The sequence below is a fragment of the Rhodovulum sp. ES.010 genome (assembly GCF_900142935.1).
GTDB lineage: Bacteria > Pseudomonadota > Alphaproteobacteria > Rhodobacterales > Rhodobacteraceae > Rhodovulum.
In genome coordinates this window covers 1255786-1275769 of record NZ_FSRS01000001.1, presented here as the reverse complement: position 1 = coordinate 1275769, position 19984 = coordinate 1255786, and the positions used below count along the sequence as shown (strand labels likewise).

Here is a 19984-nt window from a genome sequence, read left to right as displayed (position 1 = left end):
TGGATGAACGCGGCGACCAAGCTTCCGACCGATGTGGGGCCAATCCATTTCGTGGGCATCGGCGGCATCGGCATGTCGGGGATCGCGGAGGTGCTGCTGAACCTCGGCTACCGGGTGCAGGGCTCCGACCTGAAGGCGACGAAGATCACCGAGCGGCTGAAGGGGCTGGGCGCCACGATCTTCGAGGGCCAGCGGGCCGAGAACCTCGAGGATGCCGAGGTCGTGGTGATCTCGTCCGCGATCAAGCCCGGCAACCCAGAGCTTGACGCCGCGCGCATCCGGGGCCTGCCGGTGGTGCGCCGGGCCGAGATGCTGGCCGAACTGATGCGCCTGCGCTCGAACGTGGCCGTCGCGGGCACGCACGGCAAGACGACGACCACGACGATGGTCGCCACGCTCCTGGATGCGGGCGGGCTCGACCCCACGGTCATCAACGGCGGGATCATCCACGCTTACGGCTCGAACGCGCGGATGGGCGAGGGCGAGTGGATGGTGGTCGAGGCCGATGAGTCGGACGGGACCTTCAACCGCCTGCCCGCGACCATCGCCATCGTCACCAATATCGACCCCGAGCACATGGAACACTGGGGCGATTTCGACGCGCTGCGCCAGGGGTTCCACGATTTCGTGTCGAACATCCCGTTCTACGGGCTGGCCGTCTGCTGCACCGATCACGCGGAGGTGCAGACGCTGGTGGGCCGGATCACCGACCGCAAGGTGGTGACCTTCGGGTTCAACGCCCAGGCCGACGTGCGCGCGGTGAACCTGCGCTACGAAGCCGGCGTAGCGCATTTCGACGTCGCGCTTCAGGCCGAGGGCAAGCTGATCGAGGGCTGCACCCTGCCGATGCCGGGGGACCACAACGTGTCGAACGCGCTGGCGGCCGTCGCCGTGGCGCGCCACCTCGGCATGAAGGGGGACGAGATCCGCGCCGCGCTCGCCGGGTTCAAGGGCGTCAACCGCCGCTTCACCCGCGTGGGCGAGGTGGGCGGCGTCAGCATCATCGACGATTACGGCCACCATCCCGTCGAGATCGCCGCGGTGCTGAGGGCCGCCCGCCAGGCCACCGAAGGCCGCGTGATCGCCGTGCACCAGCCGCACCGCTATTCGCGGCTGCATTCGCTGTTCGACGAGTTCTGCACCTGCTTCAACGACGCCGACGTGGTCGCCATCGCCGAGGTCTATGCCGCCGGCGAAGACCCGATCGAGGGCGCCTCTCGCGACGACCTCGTGGAGGGCCTCATCCGCCACGGCCACCGGCACGCACGCGCGATCCTGTCCGAGGACGATCTGGAACGGCTGGTCCGCGAACAGACCCGCCCGGGCGACATGGTGGTCTGTCTCGGCGCCGGGACGATCAGCGCCTGGGCGAACGGGTTGCCGAAACGGCTGCAAGGCTAGGGGCGATGGCCGAGGCCCTCAAACGCCGCATCGGACCCGGCCTGCTGACCGCCTACGGAATCGGCGTGATGGTGGGCGCGGGCATCTCCGTTCTGGTTGGCGCGGTCGCTGGGGCTGCGGGGCTGTGGGCGCCGTTGGCCTTCCTGCTCGCGGGGCTTGTCGCGGCACCCTCGGCGCTGTCCTATGCGGAGCTTTCAACCCGCCTGCCCGAGGCCGCGGGCGAGGCGGCCTATGTCGCCCAGGGGCTGGGCCTGCACTGGCTGTCGGTGGCCGTGGGCGCGGCCATCGTGCTGGCGGGCACGGTGTCGGCGGCGGCCGTCCTGCGGGGCGGTGCGGGCTACATGGTCTCGGTGATCGACATGCCCGTTGCGCCGGTCGTCGTCGTCCTGGGCGCCGCGCTGGTCGCCGTGGCCGCGCTGGGGGTGCTGGAAAGCCTGGCGCTGGCCGCCCTCTTCACGGTCGCCGAACTCTTGGGGCTTGCCATGGTGGTCTATGCCGGTCTCGGGGCCGCGCCGGTGCCCGACTGGAGCGCGCCGCCCCCCGTCCCCTGGGCTGGCCTGGGGCTGGCCGCGGTGCTGGCCTTCTACGCCTTCATCGGCTTCGAGGACATGGTCAACATGGCCGAGGAGGTCTCCGACCCCGCGCGGACGCTGCCGCGCGCGATCCTGCTGGCGCTGGCGATCACCACCACCGTCTATGCCGCGGTGTGCATCGCCGCCGTGCGCGCGGTGCCTGCGGGCGATCTCGCCGCCACCGAGCGGCCCCTGGCGCTGGTGTGGGAGCGCGGGACCGGCGGCAATGCCGATTTCCTGTCGCTGATCGCGGTCGCGGCGGCGCTGAACGGCGTGCTGGCCCAGATCGTGATGGCCGCGCGTGTCCTTTTCGGACTGGGCCGGCGGGAGCCGCGGCTGGCGACCTTCCACCACGCCCATCCGCGCTTCGGCACGCCGGTGAAGGCGACCCTCCTGGTGGGGGCGGGGGTGATCGCCGCGGCGCTTGCGCTGCCGATCGCGTCGCTGGCGGGCGTCACGTCGGTCGTGCTGCTGACGGTCTTCGCGCTGGTGGACGTCTCGCTCATCGCGCTGAAGCGGCGCGCGCCCGACGCGCCGTTCCGCGTGGCCGGGTGGGTACCCTGGGCGGGCGTCGCGACGGCCGTCGCCGCGCTCGCGCTGTCGCTGGGAGGATTGGCATGAGACGGATGCCGTGCGGCTCTGACGTCTACCCGCCGGCTCGCGCCGGCCGCGCCACCTTACGTCTGGAGGACGTGGTATGACCCCCTCGCTGGTCCTTGCCTGCCTTTGGGTTGTCGTCGCCAGCGGCCTCGGCAGCCTCTTGCCCGAGCGGCACCATTGGCGCGCCGCGTACGGGCTGATCGCCGTGGGCATCCCGATCCTCGGTCTTGTCACCTATCAGAACGGCCCGGTCTGGGGGTTCGTCGCGCTGGGGTGCGGCGTCTCGGTGCTCCGCTGGCCGGTGCTCTATTTCGGCCGCTGGCTGCTGCGCCCGCTGCGCCGGCGCCACCGCGAGGAATGACGGGGCCCACGGTGCTCCTGGCCTATGCGGGCTGGGCGGCGGCGCCGCTGGTCGCCTATGCCGCGCTGTCCCACGGGTTGAACCGGGCATGGCGTGCCTTTCTGGTCCTCTTCGGGCTTTACACCGCGCTGGTCTGGCTTGTCTGGGCCGCCCTCCGCGCGCAGGCCGAGGCGGCCGTCGCGCCGATGGCGGTGGCCGGCCCCTGGGGGGGCGTTGCGATCCTGTCGGCGCTGCTCTATGCGCTGGGCGCGCGGATAGGAGGCGGCGAATGACCGAGATGCCCGCAGTCCGGGGCGTGCTGACCGAGAACCGGAGCCTCGCGGACCTGACCTGGCTGCGCGTCGGCGGACCGGCGGATTGGCTGTTCCAGCCCGCCGACCGGGACGACCTTGCCGCGTTCCTCGCCGCGTTGCCGCCCGAGATGCCGGTGTTCCCGATGGGCGTCGGGTCCAACCTCATCGTCCGCGACGGCGGTCTTCGCGGGGTGGTGATCCGCCTCGGGCGCGGCTTCAACGGGATCGAGATGCGCGACGGCCAGGTGGTCGCCGGGGCGGCGGCGCTGGATTCCCATGTGGCGCGCCGGGCGGCGGCGGCGGGCCTCGATCTGACCTTCCTGCGCACCATTCCGGGCGCCATCGGCGGCGCGGTGCGGATGAACGCGGGCTGCTACGGGCGCTATGTCGCGGATGTCTTCGTCTCGGCGGAGGCGGTGACGAGGGCCGGCGAGGTGGTGATGCTGGACGCCCGGGAGCTCGACTTCCGCTATCGCCAGACCGACCTGCCCGAGGGCTGGGTCCTGACCTCGGCCGTTCTGCAAGGGCCACGGGGCGAGCCGGACGCGTTGGCGGCACGGATGGAGGAGCAACTCGCGAAACGCGACGCGACCCAGCCCACGAAGGACCGCACCGCCGGGTCGACCTTCCGCAACCCCGCGGGCTTCAGTTCGACCGGGCGCGCCGACGACACGCACGAACTGAAGGCGTGGAAGGTGATCGAGGAGGCGGGCATGCGCGGCGCGCGCCGGGGTGGCGCGCAGATGTCGGAAAAGCATGCGAACTTCCTGACCAATACCGGGGGCGCGACCGCCGCCGAGCTGGAAGGCCTGGGCGAGGACGTCCGAAAAAGGGTTTTCCAAAACAGCGGAATAGAGCTAGAGTGGGAGATCATGAGGGTCGGCGAACCGGCCCCTTGAGAACCCATAATCGAACGGGGCCGCAAGACGCCCCGGACAAGAGGCACTGGTGGCGGGTAAGTCGAGCAGGACACCCCCCCGCGTGGCGGTATTGATGGGCGGTCCCTCGGTCGAACGCGAGGTTTCGCTGTCGTCTGGGCGCGAATGCGCCGCGGCCCTGCGTGGGGAAGGTTTCGACGTGGTCGAGGTCGACGCCGGGCAGGATCTGCCCGCGCGCCTGGCGGACCTGTCTCGCGATGTCTGTTTCAACGCGCTGCATGGCCGCTGGGGCGAGGATGGCTGCGTGCAGGGGCTGCTGGAATGGCTGGGGCTGCCCTATACCCATTCGGGCGTGCTGTCCTCGGCGCTGGCGATGGACAAGGAGCGCACCAAGGCGGTGTATCGCGCCGCCGGCCTGCCGGTGGTCGAGAGCCTGCTGGCGGACAAGGACGAGGTCGCCGCGCGGCACGTGATGGCGCCGCCCTACGTCGTCAAGCCGAACAACGAGGGCTCGTCGGTCGGCATCCACATCGTGCGGGAGGCCGCCGACGCGCCGCCGCACCTGGGCGAAGACATGCCCGACACGGTCATGGTCGAGGCCTACGCGCCGGGGCGCGAGCTGACGACGACCGTGATGGGCGACCGGGCCTTCACCGTGACCGACATCGTGACCGAGGGTTGGTACGACTACCACGCCAAGTATGCCGAGGGCGGCTCGCGCCATGTCGTGCCGGCGGAGATTCCCCAGGAGGTGTTCGACGCCTGCCTCGACTACGCGCTGCGCGCGCATGAGGCGCTGGGCTGCCGGGGCCTGAGCCGTACCGATTTCCGGTGGGACGAGGCGCGCGGGCTGGATGGGCTGATCCTTCTGGAAACCAACACCCAGCCTGGCATGACGCCGACCTCGCTCGCGCCCGAGCAGGCGGCCCGGTCCGGGCTGTCCTTCGGCGCGCTCTGCCGCTGGATCGTGGAGGACGCCTCATGTGCGCGCTGACGGTGCCGCCGCGCGATCCGGCGCCGTCGCGCTGGGCCTACCGGCTGCAGCGGCTGTGGCTCACGCCGCTGGTGCGCAAGGCGCTGGTGAAGGGGCTGCCGCTCGCCGTGCTCGTCGCCATCCCGGCGCTATGGCTTGCAGACGCGGGCCGGCGCGAGGCGCTCGCGGCGCAGATCACCGACATTCGCCGGCAAGTCGAAACGCGCCCCGAATTCATGGTCAAGCTGATGGCGATCGACGGGGCCTCTCCCTCGGTCGACGAAGATATCCGCGAGCTTCTGCCGCTGGACTTCCCGGTCTCGTCTTTCGACCTCGACCTGCGCGCGATGCGCCGGACGGTGCTGGAGCTTGACGCGGTGAAATCGGCCGAACTGCGGATCCGGCCCGGCGGCATCCTGGAAATGAAGGTGCAAGAGCGGGTGCCGGCGGTCGTCTGGCGCGGCCGCGGCGGCCTAGACCTGCTCGATGCGCAGGGCAACCGCGTCGCGCCGCTCGAGGCGCGGGGCGGTCGGCCCGACCTGCCGCTTGTCGCCGGCGAGGGCGCGGCGCGCGCGGTGCCCGAGGCGTTGCAACTCGTCGCCGCGGCGACCCCGATCAAGGCCCGCCTGCGCGGGCTGGTGCGGGTCGGCGAGCGGCGCTGGGACGTGGTGCTGGATCGGGACCAGCGCATCCTGCTGCCCGAGACCGGCGCGGTGGCGACGCTGGAGCGCGTGATCGCGCTCAACCAGGTCAACGACATGCTGGGGCGCAACATCCAGGTGGTCGACCTGCGCAACCCGGTGCGCCCCACGGTGCGGCTGGCGCCCGAGGCGGTCGAGGAATTCAGGCGGATAAGAAGACTTCAATCAGGAGCGACGAATTGATGACCGATCTCTACCAGGCCCAGCGGGCGATGCGGCGGATGCGCAAGCAGGCGATGGACCGGGGCGTGATCGCCATTCTCGACGTGGGCAGTTCCAAGATCTCCTGCCTCGTGCTGCGCTTCGACGGGATCCGACCGGCGGGCGGGGTCGAGCAGATCGGCGCGCTGGCCGGACAGTCGCGGTTCCGCGTGATCGGCGCGGCGACGACCCGTTCGCGCGGGGTGCGCTTCGGCGAAATCCACGGCATGCACGAGGCCGAGCGCGCGATCCGCACCGCGGTGCAGGCCGCCCAGAAGATGGCGCAGGTGCGCGTCGACCATGTCATCGCCTGTTTCTCGGGGGCGGGGCCGCGCTCCTACGGGCTGGCGGGCGAGGTGGAGCTTGAAGAGACCACGGCGAGCGAGGCCGATATCGCGCGCGTTCTGGCCGCCTGCGAGGTGCCGCCGATCGGCGCGGGGCGCGAGGTGCTGCATGCCCAGCCGGTGAACTTCGCCCTCGACCACCGCTCCGGGCTCGTGGACCCGCGGGGCCAGATCGGCCACAGGCTGGCCTGCGACATGCACTTGCTGACGGTCGACGCGGGGGCGGTTCAGAACCTGGTGCATTGCGTGAAGCGGTGCGATCTGGAACTCGCCGGGCTCGCGTCGTCGGCCTATGCCGCGGGCATGTCGGCGCTGGTGGAGGACGAACAGGAACTGGGGGGCGCCTGCATCGACCTCGGCGGGGGGGCGACCGGCCTTTCCGTGTTCATCAAGAAACACATGATCTATGCCGACAGCGTGCGGATGGGCGGCGATCACGTCACTGCCGACATCTCCAAGGGGCTGCACGTGCCGCTGTCGACCGCGGAACGGATCAAGACGCTTTATGGCGGCGTCGTGGCGACCGGCATGGACGACCGCGAGATGATCGACCTGGGCGGCGACAGCGGCGACTACGAGCGCGACACCCGCACCGTGAGCCGGACCGAGCTGATCGGGATCATGCGCCCCCGCGTCGAGGAAATCCTCGAGGAGGTGCGCGCCCGGCTCGACGCCGCCGAGTTCGAGCATCTGCCCTCGCGGCAGATCGTGCTCACGGGCGGCGGCAGCCAAATCCCCGGCCTCGACGGGCTGGCCTCGCGGATACTCGGCCAGCAGGTGCGGCTGGGGCGGCCGCTGCGCATCCAGGGCTTGCCGCAATCGGCCACCGGGCCCGGATTCGCGGCCTCGGTGGGGCTTTGTCTCTTCGCCGCGCACCCGCAGGACGAATGGTGGGATTTCGACATTCCGGCCGAACGCTACCCGGCCCGCTCGCTCAAGCGCGCGGTGCGCTGGTTCAAGGAGAACTGGTAGCCCAGGCAGCTCAGAAAACCCGCGACAGACCGGGCGAGAATCTGCTATCATGAACGAAAGGTCCACGAACAAGGACCGGCGGGAGGCCGAGCAGTCGCCCGAATATCGCTGAAGAAAGGCCCTCGACCTGCGGGAGCCGTGACGCCGTCGCCTCGGAGGGGTGCGAATCGCATTTGTGCCCGGGCAAATCGCCTTTGCCCCCAAATGTGGTGAAATCGGCGAAATCCCGCAGAAATGGCCCGCGAATGGTGCAGATTTTGTGTGTATGCCACGTTTTTTTCGTGACGCTGCCAGAGCCCTTGAGTAGTATGGCGCAAGATTTTGGGGAAAGATGCCCGGCGGGGCACTAGAAACGACAGCAGGCGGACCGGAGATGACATTGAACCTATCCATGCCCGAGCAGGACGAGCTGAAACCCCGGATCACGGTCTTCGGCGTCGGCGGCGCCGGCGGTAACGCCGTGAACAACATGATCGAGAAATGCCTGGAAGGCGTGGAGTTCGTGGTGGCGAACACCGATGCCCAGGCGCTCAAGCAATCCAATGCGCCGGCGCGCATCCAGATGGGCGTGAAGGTGACCGAGGGGCTGGGCGCGGGCGCGCGGCCGCAGGTCGGCGCTGCGGCGGCCGAGGAATCGATCGAGCAGATCGTCGATCACCTCGCCGGCGCGCACATGTGCTTCATCACCGCCGGCATGGGCGGCGGCACCGGCACCGGCGCCGCCCCGATCATCGCTCAGGCCGCGCGTGAACTCGGCGTGCTGACCGTCGGCGTCGTCACCAAGCCCTTCCAGTTCGAGGGCGCCAAGCGGATGCATAAGGCCGAGGAGGGCGTCGAGGGTCTGCAGAAGGTGGTCGACACGCTGATCATCATCCCCAACCAGAACCTGTTCCGCCTGGCCAACGAGAAGACGACCTTCACCGAGGCGTTCTCGATGGCCGACGATGTGCTGTACCAGGGTGTCAAGGGCGTCACCGACCTGATGGTGCGGCCTGGCCTGATCAACCTCGACTTCGCCGACGTGCGCGCGGTGATGGACGAGATGGGCAAGGCGATGATGGGCACCGGCGAGGCCGAGGGCGAAGAGCGCGCGGTGCAGGCGGCCGAAAAGGCGATCGCCAACCCGCTGCTGGACGAAGTCAGCCTGAACGGCGCCCGCGGCGTGCTGATCAACGTCACCGGCGGCTACGACCTGACCCTGTTCGAACTGGACGAGGCGGCGAACCGCATCCGCGACGTGGTCGATGCCGATGCCAACATCATCGTCGGCTCCACGCTCGACCCGGACATGGAGGGCACGATGCGCGTCTCGGTCGTGGCGACCGGCATCGACGTCGGCGTTGCCGAGAAGCCGGAAACACCGCTGCCGCGCCGCCCGATGAGCGAGCCTCTGCAGCGTCCCGAGACCGTCGCCGAGACCGCGACCGGCCAGGGCGAACCGCAGCGCCCCGCCGCCGTCGAGCGCCAGCGCCCTGCGCCCGAACCGGTGCGCGAGGTCTCCCAGGCCCCGGTCGAGGAGCCGACGCTGTTCGAGGAGTTCGACCCGGCGACCGCCGGTGCCGATCGCGGTCACGTGGCGCAGACGGCCGATGACGGCCTGCCGCCGCCGGCCTATCAGCCGGCCGACGAGCCGGAGTATCAGCCCGAGCCGCAGGGCTTCGTGGCGCCTCGTCCGCGCGCGCCGGGCACCCCGACGCCCGAGGCGCTGGAACGCCTGCGCGCCGCCGTGGGCAAGGTGCCGCAATCGCAGGCGCAGCCGCGCCAGCAGCCGCAGCCGCAGGCGCAACCCGCCGCACACGGCGCCGAGGACCCGCGCCGCGGCCGCTTCGGCATCGGCGAACTGATCCACCGGATGTCGGGGCAGGGCGAAGGGTACGAACGGCCGTCCCACGCGATGCGTCAGCAGCCGCCCCTGCACGGCCGCGCCGCGCCCGTGCACGAGGAAGAGGAGTACGACGATCCCGAGCAGGAACGGATCGAAATTCCCGCCTTCCTGCGCCGCCAGGCGAACTGACGGGGGCGAAAGCCTGCAATACGGGGGCCGGTTCGCCGGCCCCTTTTTCGTGTCAGGTGCCGTTCACGGAGGCGGCCGGTTTCGTTACACCGTGAAACAGCCGTCCGGTGACGCCGGACAGGCGCCAGCGTCGAGGGCCGGAAAAATGGCTGCAAAACAATATCCTGGCCATTCGGCGAGAATATGCCGAATCGGCGGGGCCGATGTTTCAGACGGTTGCAAAGTTTGAATTGTGTACAATTCGCCGCAGGCTTAGGTCAGACTTGCCGGGCCACGCGAAGCCCGGGCGACATGAGCAGGTGACCCCGTGCAGACGACGCTGAAATCCTCGATCTCCTTTTCCGGCACCGGCCTCCACAGCGGGCGGCGGGTGCAGGTGACGGTGCATCCCGCTTCGGCCGAATACGGGATCTGGTTCCGCCGGACCGATCTGGAAGGCGCGCGTGCGCTGATCCCCGCGCGCTGGGATGCGGTCGTGCCCTGCCGCCTGTGCACGAAACTTGCGAATGCCCGGGCCGAGGTCGCCACGGTCGAACACCTGATGGCCGCGCTTGCCGGGTGCGGCATTCACAACGCGCTCATCGAGATCGACGGGCCGGAGCTTCCGGTGATGGACGGCTCGGCCCAGCCCTTCGTCGAAGGGTTCCTGTCACGCGGATTGCGGCGCCTGGCCGCGCCGGCGCGGGTGCTGCGCATCCTGGAACCCGTCGAGGTGATCGATGGCGACGCCCGCGCCAGCCTGTCGCCGGCCGACACGCTCGAGATCGAGTTCGAGATCGATTTCGCCGATGGCGCGATCGGCCATCAGCGCAAGGCACTCAACATGGCCAATGGCAGCTTCGTGCGCGAGTTGTGCGACAGCCGGACCTTCTGCCGCAGCGCCGATGTCGACGCGATGCGGGCCAACGGTCTTGCGCTGGGCGGCACGCTGCGGAACGCTGTCGTGGTCGACGGCGAGCGGGTGCTCAGCCCCGGCGGCCTGCGCCACGCCGACGAACCGGTACGGCACAAGATGCTGGACGCGCTGGGCGACCTGGCGCTGGCCGGTGCCCCGATCCTCGGACGCTATCGTGGCGAACGGGCCGGGCACGCCCTGACCAACCGCCTTTTGCGCGCGGTCTTTGCCCGCCCCGGCGCGTTCCGGCTGGAAACCTGCAGCCCGGCCATGGCAGACCGCCTTCCCGGCGCCGGTCTGGCCGCGGCCGATCTGCGGGCCGTGGCCTGACCCCAGCGAACGCGTGCCCCAAAGGGCGTTTTGCCTCCCGGATATCTGTGCTAGGACAGCCGCATAATCGCGCAGGCGGTGACGTGAGGATGGGGTAGCAGGCATATGGTGATCGGCAGAATGCGCATCCGGGCCGTGGGGGCGATCACGATTCTGGCGCTCACCGCGTCCTGCGGGGCCATAGGATCGCGTCGCCCGCCGCCGCTCGAAACCTTCAGCGCGCAGGAGATCTACCAGAAGGCGGAGTTCGAGCTCGAATCCCGTCGCAAGCCGGAGGAGGCCGCGCGCCTCTTCGGCGAGGTCGAGCGGCTTTACCCCTATTCCGAATGGGCCAAGCGCGCGCTGATCATGCAGGCCTTCGCATATCACCAAGACCGCGACTATGAAAACGCGCGCGTGGCCGCCCAACGCTATATCGACTTCTACCCCGCCGACGAGGACGCGGCCTATGCGCAATACCTGCTGGCGCTGTCCTATTACGACCAGATCGATCTGGTGGGGCGCGACCAGGGGCTGACCTTCCAGGCGCTGCAGGCGCTGCGCACGGTGATCGAGCGCTATCCCGACAGCGAATACGCCCGTTCGTCGATCCTGAAATTCGACCTCGCCTTCGACCATCTGGCCGCGAAGGAAATGGAGGTGGGCCGCTATTACCTCAAGCGCGGCCACTATACCGCGGCCATCAACCGCTTCCGCGTCGTCGTCGAGGACTTCCAGACCACGACCCACACGCCCGAGGCGCTTTACCGGCTGATCGAGGCCTATCTCTCGCTCGGGCTCGATGGCGAGGCGCAGACCGCGGGCGCGATTCTCGGCTACAACTTCCAGGGGACCGAGTGGTATCAGGATGGCTTCAACCTGCTGAAGGGCCGGGGTCTTGCGCCCGAACCGCGCGGCACCGGCTGGCTTCGGACGGTCTATCGCCAGATGATCCAGGGCGAGTGGCTCTGATCTGACCGGCGAAAGGGTGGGGGCATGCTGCGCAGTCTCGATATCCGGGACCTGCTGATCATCGACCGGTTGGAACTGGCGTTCCAGCCCGGCCTGAATGTGCTGACCGGCGAGACCGGGGCCGGCAAGTCGATCCTGCTCGATGCGCTGGGTTTCGTGCTCGGCTGGCGCGGCCGGGCCGAACTGGTGCGCGCCGGGGCGGCCCAGGGCGAGGTGACGGCGGTGTTCGACCTGCCCGCGGGCCACACGGCCCGCGCCGTGCTGGAAGAGGCGGGGCTGCCCGCCGAGGACGAATTGATCCTGCGCCGGGTCAATACCGCCGACGGGCGCAAGACCGCCTGGGTCAACGACCGGCGCGCCTCCGGCGAGGTCCTGCGCGCGCTGGCCGACACGCTGGTGGAACTGCATGGCCAGCATGACGACCGCGGCCTCCTGAACCGCCGCGGCCACCGGGCGCTGCTCGACGCCTTCGGCGCGCTCGATGCGGAGCTTGCCGAGGTGCGCGGGACCTGGCGCGCCCGCGCGACGGCGGACCGCGCCCTGGCGGAGGCCGAGGACCGCCTGGCAACTCTGAAAGCGGAGGAAGAGTTCCTGCGCCACGCGGTCGGCGAACTCGACGCGCTCGCGCCGCGGCCCGGAGAAGAGGCGGAACTGGACGCGCGGCGGCGGATGATGCAGGCGGCAGAGCGGATCCGCGACGATATCGCCAAGGCCCATGCCGCCCTCGGGCCGGGCGAGGGGGCCGAGGGCCGGATGGGCGATGCCTTGCGCTGGCTGGAGGGCGCGGCCGACGGGGCCGAGGGGCGGCTCGACCCGGCGCTCGGCGCGCTCGGACGGGCGCTTGTGGAACTGGGCGAGGCGGTGCAGGGGGTGGAGGACTGCATCGAGGCACTGGAGTTCGACCCGGCATCGCTGGAGAGCGCCGAGGAACGGCTCTTCGCGATCCGGGCGCTTGCGCGCAAGCACGGGGTGCTGCCCGACGATCTCGGCGGTTTCGCCGATGACCTGCGCGCCCGGCTCGCGGCGCTCGATGCGGGCGAGGGCGATCTTGCCGACCTGCGCGCCGCGCGCGACGCCGCCGGGGCCGCCTATGACCGGGCGGCCGCGGCGCTCACGGCCGCCCGCCGGGCGGCGGCCGCGCGGCTCGACGCGGCGATGGCCGACGAGCTCGCCCCCCTCAAGCTGGAACGCGCCGCCTTCGCCACGGCGATCACCGAGGCCGAACCCGGCCCCGACGGGCGCGACGCGGTGGCGTTCACGGTGGCGACCAATCCCGGCGCCCCGGCGGGTCCGTTGAACAAGATCGCGTCGGGGGGCGAACTCTCGCGGTTCCTGCTGGCGCTCAAGGTCTGCCTGGCCAGGGGCACGAGCCCGCTGACGCTGATCTTCGACGAGATCGACCGCGGCGTGGGCGGGGCGACGGCCGACGCGGTGGGGCGGCGGCTGGCCGATCTCAGCCGAACGGCGCAGGTGCTGGCGGTCACCCACTCGCCGCAGGTCGCGGCGCGGGCCGCCCATCACTGGCGGGTGGAAAAGCGCGTCGAGGCCGGCGCCACCCTGTCTTCGGTTGCGGCGCTCGACGACGGCGCGCGGGTGGACGAGATCGCCCGGATGCTGTCGGGCGACACGATCACCGAAGAGGCGCGCGCGGCCGCCCGCGCGCTGCTGCAGGGATGAGGACGCCGGCCGCACCCGGATCGCCGCGCCCCTGACCGCGCGCGGGTCCTGGGACGGGCAAGTCCCGGCGCCGCGCGCCCTGCCGCCTCCCCCCGTGCGCGGACACGCCCGTGCCGCGACGCGGACGGCCGTCCGACCGGCGCCCTGCGCGTCTTCTTGGCCGAAATACTCCCGCCGGAGGCGCGCGCGGCCGCAAGGCTGCGCGCCACGCCCAACGCCGGACAAGCGGGGCGCCAGCCCCGAGCCGGCCGGGGGCGGGAGCACCCTCCTGCCTTGGGCCTGCCGCGCCCCCATGACACGCCGTCGGCGCCGCGTGCCGGACGGGCGGGACGGCTCAGGCGCCGCGCAACAGCTTTCCGGGATTCATCACTCCCTCAGGGTCGAGTGCCGTCTTGATCGCGCCCATCACGTCCCAGGCCGCCCCGTGCTCGGCCGCCATGTATCCCCGCTTGCCCGCGCCGATCCCGTGCTCGCCCGTCGCCGTTCCTCCCAGCCGCAGGGCACGCTCCACCATCCGGTGCGCAAGCCGTTTCGCCTCGGCCAGCTCCATGTCATTCCCGCGCTCCACCAGCAGGATCGCGTGGAAGTTGCCGTCGCCCACATGGCCGAGGATCGGGCCGGGGATCGGGGAGGCCGCGATGTCCGCGCGGGTCTCTTGCACCGCCTCGGCCAAGCGCGAGATCGGCACGCAGACATCGGTCACCAGAGCCGTGGCGCCGGGCCGCAGGCCGAGGCAGGCGTAGTAGGCGTTGTGGCGCATGGTCCAGAGGGCGGTCCGCTCTTCCGGGCGCGAGGACCAGTCGAACCCCGCGCCGCCATTGTCGGCGACGATCTCGCCGAACGCCTCGGCCTGTTCCGCGACCCCCGAGCGCGATCCGTGGAACTCGACCAGAAGGTGCGGTTTCTCCGGAAAGGACGCGCCTGCATAGGCGTTCACCGCGGCCGCCGTCGCCGCGTCGACGAACTCGATCCGCGCCATCGGAAGCCCCAGCTGGATCGTCTGGATCACCGTCTCCACCGCCGGGGCGATGGCGTCGAAGGCACAGATCGCCGCCGAGATCGCCTCGGGCTGCCCGTGCAGGCGCAGCGTCAGTTCGGTGATCAGCCCCAGCGTCCCCTCCGCGCCGACGAAGAGCCCCGTCAGGTCGTAGCCCGAGGCCGATTTGCGCGCCCGCGTGCCGGTGCGGATCACCCGGCCATCGGCCAGCACCGCCTGCAGCCCCAGCACGTTGTCCCGCATCGAGCCGTAGCGCACCGTCGTGGTGCCCGAGGCGCGCGTCGAGGCCATGCCGCCCAGCGTCGCGTTGGCCCCGGGATCGACCGGGAAGAACAGCCCGGTATGGCGCAGTTCGCTGTTCAGGACCTCGCGGGTGATGCCGGGCTGCACCACGGCGTCCATGTCTTCGGGATGGACCTCGATCACCCGGTTCATCCGGGCAAAGTCCACGACGACCCCGCCCTGCATGGCCAGCGCATGCCCCTCCAGCGAGGTGCCCACGCCCCAGCCCGTCACCGGGCAGCCCTGCTCGGCGCAGACCCGCACCAGCGCCGCGACCTCGTCGGTCGTCTCGGCATAGGCCACCGCGTCCGGCGGCGTGAGGGGAAAGTACGCCTCGCTGCGCCCGTGAAGCTCCAGATCGGACTTGGACCGGCTCAACCGATCGCCTAGGATTTTCTCAAGCGCGGTCAGGGCTTCGGAGACTGACATCGAAGTCCTCCTTGCAGGGAATGCACCGGGGGGACCCTAGGCGAGACGGGCGGCCTGGGAAAGTGCGACGCGCGACGCCCGCGGGAATGAGGCGAAAAACCGTGTTCGATGGCGCGCAACGGGCAACGATAGCAACCATCGATAGAGCTTACGTCGCCCTGCGCAACGCCTGGGGAGTCTTGCGGCTGCGCGGCCCCAGCCAGGTGCAGTTCTGGTTCATCGCGTTGATGATCGGCATCGCCGCGGGCTTCGCCGCGCTGGGCTTCCGCAAGGGGATCGACGCGCTGCAAAGGGCGTTCTACGGGGTCGACGACCCGCACCGCCTGCACAGCTACGCCGAAACGCTGCACTGGGGCTGGATCCTGGCGATCCCGGTGCTCGGCGGCCTTGTGGTGGGGCTGATCCTGCACCGCTTCACCGATGACGGCCGGGTCCGCTCGGTCGCCGACGTGATCGAGGGGGCGGCGCTGAACGAGGGCCGGGTCGAGCACAAGGCCGGTCTCGCCTCGGCGCTGGCCTCGCTGATCACGCTGTCGACCGGGGGCTCGACCGGGCGCGAGGGGCCGGTCGTGCACATGGCGGCGGTGATGTCCTCCTGGGTCTCTGCGCGGATCCAGGCTGACGGGATCACCGGGCGCGACCTGCTGGGCTGCGCGGTGGCGGGCGCCATCGCGGCCTCGTTCAACGCTCCGATCGCCGGGGCGCTTTTCGCGCTCGAGGTGGTGTTGCGGCATTTCGCGGTGCATGCCTTCGCCCCGATCACCATCGCCGCGGTGTCGGGCACGGTCATCAACCGGCTGGAATTCGGCGGCGTGACCGAGTTCGTCCTGCCCCAGCATGGCGATCTCGACTTCTATTTCGAACTGCCGGCCTACCTGTTGCTCGGGGTTGTCTGCGGCGTGGTCGCGGTCGTTCTGATGCGCAGCATCTTCTGGGCCGAGGACATCGCGAACGACGTGGTGCGGCGCACGCGCATGCCGCGCTGGCTGCGTCCGGCGGTGGCCGGGCTCGGCCTCGGGGCGCTGGCGATCTACTTTCCGCATGTCATCGGGGTCGGTTACGAGACGACGTCGGCGGCGCTCACCGGGCAACTCTTCTTTCACGAGGCGGTGGTGTTCTGCCTGCTGAAATGCGTGGCCGTGGCGCTGACGATGGCCGGCCGGATGGGGGGCGGGATGTTCTCGCCCTCGCTGATGGTGGGCGCGCTCGCCGGCTTTGCCTTCGGCATCGTGGCGACCTCGATCTTTCCGAACGTTTCCGGAGCCGAGACGCTGTATGCCATGGCCGGCATGGGCGCGGTGGCCGCAGCGGTGCTGGGCGCGCCCATTTCGACCACGATGATCGTGTTCGAATTGACAGGCGACTGGCAGGCGGGCCTCGCGGTGATGGTGGCGGTCTCGATGTCGACGGCGCTGGCCAGCCGGCTGGTGCACCGGTCCTTCTTCCTCACCCAGCTCGAACGGCGTGGCACCCGGATCGCGGCGGGGCCGCAGGCCTATCTGCGGTCGCTGTTCACGGCGGGCATGCTGATGCGGGCCAGGGACAGCGCCAACGCCGCCTCGCGGGAGGCTTGCGACGAGCTGATCTCGCAAGGGGTGACGCTGTCGCCCGACGCGACGCTGCACGAGGCGCTGCCGGAGTTCGAGACCTGGGGCTACGGCTTCATCCCCGTCGTGACCCCCGGCACCGAGGGCCAGGACCCCGAACTGCTGGGTGCGCTCTTTCACGTCGATGCGCTCAGGGCCTATTCGCGGGCGCTGGCCATGACGGCCGAGGAAGAGCATTCCTGAGACGCATCCCGCCAGGCATCCAGCAGGCTGCCCTCCTCAAGGGTAGTAGCGGCACATCGAGCCGGAGGCGCCCGTTGCATAGATTGCAACCGGGTAGCCGCAAGTAATCATCGCATTCTTGACGTCGGCACAGAAGTTTTCGGCACACCTGTCCGAGCTGATGTTGAACTGAACGAGCGCTGCGAAAACCGACGTCCAGCCCGTTGCCGCCACCACGCCGGGATTGACGAAAACCAACCCGGAAAGAAAGCCGCTCGTTCCTCCGACAATTCCGGTCGCACTGGCACCATCTGCCGCGCCGGCAATACAACGCTCATTGGCTTGCTCGATGGGCTTGAAACTCGCCAGGAGGTCGTCTGGGTGGCACAGTTCCGGGTCGGGTTCGTCCCCGCGATCTCCGCCGCCCCCACCGCTTGGCGGAACGTCGGGATCCGGCGGTTCAATGCCGTCGCGGCCAGACAGATCCATGCCGCACATCTTCTCTTCCGGGTCATCCGGATTGTCATCTGGGGGGCCAAACGACCCGATTTCCTCCATTCCGTCCTGGCATTGGCAACTCACCTCCGTGCCCTCCAGCACCGCGACATTCCCGGTGCGCTGCAGAGTTCCTTTCCTTCAACGACGATGGTGTTTCGTTCGGCCGTGAGTCCGGCTGTCCCGACTATCGACAGGGAAATTGAAACGATTGTGAGTGTGCCACGCATGGTGATGTCCTCCGTTTTGAGAAACAATGCTACCACAATTGCGCGTGCGCATCGCCCCGACCGGTGCTGGCCTTGGCCGCGGCGGGCTGGCGGTGACGGCCGAGCGCGCGCATTGCCCAAGGGCCGCGCGCCGGCGCTGCGGCGCGCCCGGCGGCGTCGCACCCGGCCCCCGCTCCGGGGCCTCTGCGGGCTCAGGGCGTTTCGTCGGGGCCCTGGGTCTTGGACGTGGCCACCGGCTTCCGCCGCCGCCGCCCCTTTGGCACCGGCAGCGGCCGCACGCGCTTCTCGATCTCGTCATAGAGCAGCCCGACGATGTTCTTGCCCGAGGCCTTCTCGATTCCCTCGAGTCCGGGCGAGGAATTGACCTCCAGCACCTTCGGCCCCTCGGAGGAGCGCAACAGGTCCACGCCCGCGAGGTTGAGCCCGAAGGCGCGCGCGGCCCGCACCGCGGTTTCGCGCTCGGTCCGGGTGATCCGCACCGCCTCGGCCCGGCCGCCCTGGTGCAGGTTCGAGCGGAAATCGCCCTCGGCGCCGGTGCGCTTCATCGCCGCCACCACCTTGGAGCCAACGACGAGGCAGCGGATATCCTCGCCAGCCGCTTCCTTGACGAAGCTTTGCACCAGGAACGAGGCGCGCAGGCCGCGGAACGCCGAGATCACCGATTCCGCCGCCTTCTTGGTTTCGGCCAGCACCACGCCCTTGCCCTGCGTCGATTCCAGCAGCTTCACGATCAGCGGCGCGCCGCCCACGAGCGAAATCAGGTTGTTCGTGTCCTTGGGCGAGGCGGCGAAGGCCGTCATCGGCATCCCGATCCGGTGGCGGGCGAGGATCTGGTGGGCGTGCAGCTTGTCGCGGCTTGCGGTGATCCCGGCCGAGCCGTTCACGCAATAGGTGCCGATCGTCTCGAACTGGCGGATCACCGCGGTCCCGTAGGGGGTGACCGAGGCGCCGATGCGGGGGATGATTGCGTCGTAGCGGGGCAGGCGCTTGCCGTCGTAATGGACGTCGGGCGCCAGCGCATCCAGCGCCATGTAGCAGCGCGTGGTGTCGATCACCTCGACCACGTGGCCGCGCGCCTCGCCCTCGGCCACCAGCCGGGTGGTGGAATAGTTTGTCGCCTCGCGGCTGATCACGGCGATGCGCAGCACGCGGGAGGGGGCGACGTGGCGCACCTCGGCGGTGTGGTAGACGTCGTAGGACAGCCTCGGCTGGCAGAAACTGTCGCCGGGGCTCACCACCACGTCCTCGCCCAGAGCCTGCCGTCCCAGCAGCATCCGGTAGGCCATGCCGCCCCGGTGGGTCAGAGTCAGCTCGATCCGCCAGGTGCGTCCGCCGACCTCGATATCGGCCGGGATCACGTACCGCCATTCGGAATCGCCGTTCGAGGACGTGACCTCGCGCCGGTCGATGATCTCGGCCGAGCAGGGGATCGACAGATCCTCGCGGCCCGGAATGGGGTGGACGGCAAAGCGCACCCTGGGCCGGGAGGCGGGGCCGAAGGGTTCGATGTCGAAGGCATGCAGGGCCGACGTCTTGGCGCCGGTATCCACCTTGGCCTTCATGGCGGGCAGGCCAAGCCCCGGCAGCGCCACCCATTCTTCCCACCCGAGGCGAAAAGGCTGATCCGCCGGTATCGTGTCGTCGGCCATGGGGCGCCCTCCGGTGGTTGTCAAAGCCACCTAGCAAACCCGGCGGACCGTGTCACGGGGCGGCGCCTGCCCGGCAGGCCCGGGCCCCCTTAGTATTGCCGGCCCGTTTGCACCACGAGGCGCGGCAGTTCCTTGGTGCCGTGCGTGCCCGAGGAAAGCACGAAGGTCTCTCCGGGGCCGCTCTGGGTGGCGCCCTTGGCGGTGTAGCGGCCCTGGCCCAGGCCGTCGCGCCGATACCATCCGCCGTAATCGGTAATCGCGAGGAAGCTGGCCCCGTCGCCCTGCCGCGTGATCACCACCGGGTAGCCCTGAACCGGGCGTTCGGCGGGCGTGACGACCTGGCCCCTGACGGAGTCCTGCGCAAGAGCGGGCAGCGCCGGCAAGGCGGCCAGCGCGGCGGCCAGAAGCGCGGGGGCGAGCGGGCTCACCGCAGTACTCCGGTGAAGATCAGGTGCTTTTGGTCCTCGGTCACCTGGGCGGGGCCATGGATCGACTGATAGCGCGTGATCCCGTCTTCGGTGACCTCGACCGGTTGCAGGACGACCACGTTGTAGGCGGTTCCGGGCGTCTTCTCGACGGTGAAATCGAACTTGCCCTTGCCGGTTTCGTCCAGCGTGGTCAGGCCCAGGTACTGCTGGGGCACGGCGGCGATGATCACCGGCAGGCCGCTGCGCCGGGAGCCCTCGGCCACGCCCACATCCGCCGACAGGTCGATGGTTGGCACCGTCGGGTCCACCCGCGAGACCGTGAAAATCATCACCGCCGCGCCGATGAAGGCGACGATGATCGAAGGGTAATTGCTGCGGACCTTGCCGAGAAAGGGAATGTCGATGTCCGTGACCTGGCCCTCTTGGGTGACCACGGTCTTTTGCTTGAACAGGAAGATCACCCCGCCGACGACCGCTGCGATACCGCCGATCATGGCGAGCAGGTACGTCAATGCGCTGAGCATGTTTCTCCCCCTCTCCGG

Annotated in this window: 18 protein-coding genes; 13 read left to right on the top strand and 5 right to left on the bottom strand. The window is 69.9% G+C overall.

All coding sequences use genetic code 11. The features are described 5' to 3' along the window. The first annotated feature begins 3 nt into the window (after positions 1 to 3). From murC to recN, 12 genes are all read left to right on the top strand, one after another. Positions 4 to 1401, top strand: coding sequence for a UDP-N-acetylmuramate--L-alanine ligase (gene murC / locus BUR28_RS06360; RefSeq protein WP_074219358.1), 1398 nt, complete (start codon positions 4 to 6; stop codon positions 1399 to 1401). Positions 1402 to 1406: 5 nt separating this feature from the next. After that, entirely contained in the window at positions 1407 to 2594 is a 1188-nt protein-coding gene (locus BUR28_RS06355; RefSeq protein ID WP_074219357.1) for an APC family permease, read from the top strand. Positions 2595 to 2670: 76 nt separating this feature from the next. Further along, complete coding sequence (locus tag BUR28_RS06350) at positions 2671 to 2934, top strand: DUF2484 family protein (protein ID WP_074219356.1); 264 nt, start codon at positions 2671 to 2673, stop codon at positions 2932 to 2934. Next, complete coding sequence (locus BUR28_RS06345; protein WP_074219355.1) at positions 2931 to 3206, top strand: hypothetical protein; 276 nt, start codon at positions 2931 to 2933, stop codon at positions 3204 to 3206. The genes BUR28_RS06350 and BUR28_RS06345 overlap by 4 nt, the downstream gene beginning before the upstream one ends. Continuing rightward, positions 3203 to 4126: a UDP-N-acetylmuramate dehydrogenase gene (murB, locus tag BUR28_RS06340; protein ID WP_074219354.1), complete on the top strand. Its 924-nt coding sequence runs from the start codon at positions 3203 to 3205 to the stop codon at positions 4124 to 4126. The genes BUR28_RS06345 and murB overlap by 4 nt, the downstream gene beginning before the upstream one ends. 94 nt (positions 4127 to 4220) lie before the next feature. Then, the gene (locus BUR28_RS06335) at positions 4221 to 5099 is read left to right on the top strand and encodes a D-alanine--D-alanine ligase (protein ID WP_254813797.1); all 879 of its coding nucleotides are present in this window, start codon (positions 4221 to 4223) and stop codon (positions 5097 to 5099) included. Then, positions 5087 to 5962, top strand: coding sequence for a cell division protein FtsQ/DivIB (locus tag BUR28_RS06330; RefSeq protein WP_074219352.1), 876 nt, complete (start codon positions 5087 to 5089; stop codon positions 5960 to 5962). The genes BUR28_RS06335 and BUR28_RS06330 overlap by 13 nt, the downstream gene beginning before the upstream one ends. Beyond that, entirely contained in the window at positions 5962 to 7296 is a 1335-nt protein-coding gene (ftsA, locus tag BUR28_RS06325; RefSeq protein WP_074219351.1) for a cell division protein FtsA, read from the top strand. Before BUR28_RS06330 ends, ftsA begins: the two co-directional genes overlap by 1 nt. Positions 7297 to 7669: 373 nt before the next feature. Next, positions 7670 to 9310, top strand: coding sequence for a cell division protein FtsZ (ftsZ, locus tag BUR28_RS06320; RefSeq protein WP_074219350.1), 1641 nt, complete (start codon positions 7670 to 7672; stop codon positions 9308 to 9310). A gap of 307 nt (positions 9311 to 9617) precedes the next feature. Then, positions 9618 to 10535, top strand: coding sequence for a UDP-3-O-acyl-N-acetylglucosamine deacetylase (gene lpxC, locus BUR28_RS06315; protein ID WP_074219349.1), 918 nt, complete (start codon positions 9618 to 9620; stop codon positions 10533 to 10535). A 105-nt stretch (positions 10536 to 10640) separates the two neighbouring features. Then, the gene (locus BUR28_RS06310) at positions 10641 to 11486 is read left to right on the top strand and encodes an outer membrane protein assembly factor BamD (protein WP_083626480.1); all 846 of its coding nucleotides are present in this window, start codon (positions 10641 to 10643) and stop codon (positions 11484 to 11486) included. 24 nt (positions 11487 to 11510) lie between these two features. Then, positions 11511 to 13163 (top strand): DNA repair protein RecN, encoded by a 1653-nt coding sequence (recN, locus tag BUR28_RS06305; protein WP_074219348.1) that lies wholly within the window; start codon positions 11511 to 11513, stop codon positions 13161 to 13163. Between the two features lie 334 nt (positions 13164 to 13497). Here the strand turns inward: recN and BUR28_RS06300 are convergent, their stop codons facing one another. Continuing rightward, complete coding sequence (locus BUR28_RS06300) at positions 13498 to 14871, bottom strand: FAD-binding oxidoreductase (RefSeq protein WP_074219347.1); 1374 nt, start codon at positions 14869 to 14871, stop codon at positions 13498 to 13500. An 86-nt stretch (positions 14872 to 14957) separates the two neighbouring features. Between BUR28_RS06300 and BUR28_RS06295 the strand changes: the two genes are divergently transcribed. Next, positions 14958 to 16661, top strand: a complete 1704-nt coding sequence (locus BUR28_RS06295) for a chloride channel protein (RefSeq protein ID WP_074219346.1) — start codon at positions 14958 to 14960, stop codon at positions 16659 to 16661. A 36-nt stretch (positions 16662 to 16697) separates the two neighbouring features. Here BUR28_RS06295 and BUR28_RS06290 read toward each other — a convergent pair whose 3' ends face one another. The 4 genes from BUR28_RS06290 to BUR28_RS19950 all read right to left on the bottom strand — a co-directional run bounded on the left by BUR28_RS06290 (position 16698) and on the right by BUR28_RS19950 (position 19966). Further along, positions 16698 to 17240 carry a hypothetical protein gene (locus BUR28_RS06290; protein WP_074219345.1) on the bottom strand — a complete coding sequence of 181 codons (543 nt, stop codon included), beginning with the start codon at positions 17238 to 17240 and terminating at the stop codon, positions 16698 to 16700. Positions 17241 to 17556: 316 nt separating this feature from the next. Next, positions 17557 to 19014 (bottom strand): 30S ribosomal protein S6--L-glutamate ligase, encoded by a 1458-nt coding sequence (gene rimK / locus BUR28_RS06285; RefSeq protein WP_074219344.1) that lies wholly within the window; start codon positions 19012 to 19014, stop codon positions 17557 to 17559. A gap of 89 nt (positions 19015 to 19103) precedes the next feature. Beyond that, a complete protein-coding gene (locus BUR28_RS19955) occupies positions 19104 to 19442 on the bottom strand; it encodes a carboxypeptidase-like regulatory domain-containing protein (RefSeq protein WP_074219343.1) in 339 nt (112 codons plus the stop codon). Beyond that, the gene (locus BUR28_RS19950; protein ID WP_074219342.1) at positions 19439 to 19966 is read right to left on the bottom strand and encodes a hypothetical protein; all 528 of its coding nucleotides are present in this window, start codon (positions 19964 to 19966) and stop codon (positions 19439 to 19441) included. Before BUR28_RS19950 ends, BUR28_RS19955 begins: the two co-directional genes overlap by 4 nt. Between the last annotated feature and the right edge of the window lie 18 nt (positions 19967 to 19984).

Coding starts and splice junctions, on each gene's coding strand:
- murB (WP_074219354.1), top strand. CDS start 3,203: ATGACCGAGATGCCCGCAGTCCGGGGCGTGCTGACCGAGAACCGGAGC.
- BUR28_RS06345 (WP_074219355.1), top strand. CDS start 2,931: ATGACGGGGCCCACGGTGCTCCTGGCCTATGCGGGCTGGGCGGCGGCG.
- BUR28_RS19950 (WP_074219342.1), bottom strand. CDS start 19,966: ATGCTCAGCGCATTGACGTACCTGCTCGCCATGATCGGCGGTATCGCA.
- ftsA (WP_074219351.1), top strand. CDS start 5,962: ATGACCGATCTCTACCAGGCCCAGCGGGCGATGCGGCGGATGCGCAAG.
- BUR28_RS06355 (WP_074219357.1), top strand. CDS start 1,407: ATGGCCGAGGCCCTCAAACGCCGCATCGGACCCGGCCTGCTGACCGCC.
- rimK (WP_074219344.1), bottom strand. CDS start 19,014: ATGGCCGACGACACGATACCGGCGGATCAGCCTTTTCGCCTCGGGTGG.
- BUR28_RS06300 (WP_074219347.1), bottom strand. CDS start 14,871: ATGTCAGTCTCCGAAGCCCTGACCGCGCTTGAGAAAATCCTAGGCGAT.
- BUR28_RS06295 (WP_074219346.1), top strand. CDS start 14,958: ATGAGGCGAAAAACCGTGTTCGATGGCGCGCAACGGGCAACGATAGCA.
- BUR28_RS06330 (WP_074219352.1), top strand. CDS start 5,087: ATGTGCGCGCTGACGGTGCCGCCGCGCGATCCGGCGCCGTCGCGCTGG.
- ftsZ (WP_074219350.1), top strand. CDS start 7,670: ATGACATTGAACCTATCCATGCCCGAGCAGGACGAGCTGAAACCCCGG.
- murC (WP_074219358.1), top strand. CDS start 4: ATGAACGCGGCGACCAAGCTTCCGACCGATGTGGGGCCAATCCATTTC.
- BUR28_RS06310 (WP_083626480.1), top strand. CDS start 10,641: ATGGTGATCGGCAGAATGCGCATCCGGGCCGTGGGGGCGATCACGATT.
- BUR28_RS06350 (WP_074219356.1), top strand. CDS start 2,671: ATGACCCCCTCGCTGGTCCTTGCCTGCCTTTGGGTTGTCGTCGCCAGC.
- recN (WP_074219348.1), top strand. CDS start 11,511: ATGCTGCGCAGTCTCGATATCCGGGACCTGCTGATCATCGACCGGTTG.
- BUR28_RS06335 (WP_254813797.1), top strand. CDS start 4,221: ATGGGCGGTCCCTCGGTCGAACGCGAGGTTTCGCTGTCGTCTGGGCGC.